2 protein-coding genes and 1 pseudogene are annotated in these 1762 nt (G+C 70.6%); all 3 read left to right on the top strand.

The features are described from left to right. Position 1: 1 nt before the first annotated feature. Positions 2-640 (top strand): NADH-quinone oxidoreductase subunit B family protein, encoded by a 639-nt coding sequence (locus VGD70_RS34555; protein ID WP_331088952.1) that lies wholly within the window; start codon positions 2-4, stop codon positions 638-640. Next, positions 637-1386, top strand: coding sequence for an NADH-quinone oxidoreductase subunit C (locus VGD70_RS34550; protein ID WP_331088950.1), 750 nt, complete (start codon positions 637-639; stop codon positions 1384-1386). The genes VGD70_RS34555 and VGD70_RS34550 overlap by 4 nt, the downstream gene beginning before the upstream one ends. After that, positions 1383-1762: pseudogene (locus tag VGD70_RS34545) on the top strand (NADH dehydrogenase subunit D); the annotation flags it as partial. The gene VGD70_RS34550 and the pseudogene VGD70_RS34545, both read left to right, overlap by 4 nt.

The following is a 1762-nucleotide window of genomic DNA, read 5'->3' as shown; positions in this document are numbered from 1 at the left end:
GCTGACCAGCGTGGAGAAGCTGGTCAACTGGACGCGCAAGTCGTCCCTGTGGCCGGCGACGTTCGGGCTGGCGTGCTGCGCCATCGAGATGATGGCGTCGGGGGCCGGTCGCTACGACCTCGCGCGATTCGGCATGGAGGTGTTCCGGGCCTCGCCCCGGCAGGCGGACCTGATGATCGTGGCCGGGCGGGTGAGCCAGAAGATGGCGCCGGTCCTGCGCCAGATCTACGACCAGATGCCGGAGCCGCGCTGGGTGCTCGCGATGGGTGTCTGCGCCAGCTCCGGCGGGATGTTCAACAACTACGCGATCGTCCAGGGCGTCGACCACATCGTCCCGGTGGACATGTATCTGCCCGGGTGTCCGCCGCGGCCGGAGATGCTGATGGACGCCATCCTCAAGCTGCACCACAAGATCCAGAACGAGCCGCTCGGTGAGAAGCGGGCCCGCCAGCTCGCCCGCGCCCAGGCCGACGGCACCGCCAAGGACCTCCTGGTCGAGATGCCCTCGACGGTGCGCGTCGACAAGAACGCCCGGCGTGCCTACGAGCAGGCCGCGGCCGAGGGCCGCGCCGGTCAGTTCGGGATCGAGCAGCGTGGCGGCAACGCGGTTCTCCTGCCCGGAGCGGGGGACCGGCGATGAGTAACGACGGCGGGGACGTCCTCCCCGGTCGCGAGGAGGCCGGGTACGACGCGAGCACGGCACCCAGCGGTGGTTTCCGGAAGGGCGCTTTCGGCGTCAGCGGCAGCGGCGACACCTCCGGATTCGGCGGCCTGGTCCGGGTCGAGCCCGGCGGCGCGGTCGCCCTGCACTCGACCGACCGCCCCTACGGCGGCTACTTCGACGAGGTCACCGACGCCCTGATCGAGGCCGTGGGTGAGGGCACCTACGCCGCCGCGGTCTCCCGGGTGCTGGTCGATCGCGGGGAGATCACCTACTTCGTGGAGCGGGCCCACCTGCTTGCGCTCGTGCAGGCGCTCCGCGACGACGAGGCGCTGCGCTTCGAGCTGTGCAGCAGCGTCTCCGGGGTCGACTACCTCGACAGCGGCGGCCCCGAGGTCGGCCCCGGCCGGCCGCGACTGCACGTCGTCTACCACCTGACCTCGATGACCTACCGGCGCCGGATCCGGCTGGAGGTGGCGGTCACCGCCGAGGACCCGCACGTCCCCTCGGTCACCGGCAGCTACCCGACCGCGGACTGGCACGAGCGGGAGACGTTCGACATGTTCGGCATCGTCTTCGACGGTCACCCGGCGCTCACCCGGATCCTCATGCCCGACGACTGGGACGGCCATCCCCAGCGCAAGGACTACCCGCTCGGCGGTGTGCCCGTGGAGTACCACGACGCGACCATTCCGCCGCCGGACACCCGGAGGGCCTACCGATGACGACCACCTCTGATCCGTACGCCGGTTCGCGGGAGACCACCGAGGGCCGGGTCTACACCGTCACCGGCGGGGACTGGGACCTCACCCTCGGGGCGGACCCGCACGGCGCGGAACGCCTGGTCGTCAACATGGGCCCGCAGCATCCCTCCACGCACGGCGTCCTGCGGCTGGTCCTCGACCTCGAGGGCGAGACGGTGACCAAGGCGCGGGTGGTCATCGGCTACCTGCACACCGGCATCGAGAAGAACATCGAGTACCGCAACTGGGTGCAGGGCACGACGTTCGTGACCCGGATGGACTACCTGGCACCGCTCTACAACGAGGCCGGCTACTGCATGGCCGTGGAGAAGCTGCTCGGCGTCGAGATCCCGCAGCG

The sequence above is a fragment of the Actinophytocola sp. genome, from assembly GCF_036402745.1.
In the GTDB taxonomy this organism is placed as follows: Bacteria; Actinomycetota; Actinomycetes; order Mycobacteriales; family Pseudonocardiaceae; genus Actinophytocola.
Note: the sequence above shows the minus strand (reverse complement) of the source record. Positions and strands in the feature narration are given on the sequence as shown.

What these genes read in the sequence shown, in the direction of transcription:
- VGD70_RS34550 (WP_331088950.1), top strand. Translation starts at nt 637, where the DNA reads ATGAGTAACGACGGCGGGGACGTCCTCCCCGGTCGCGAGGAGGCCGGG.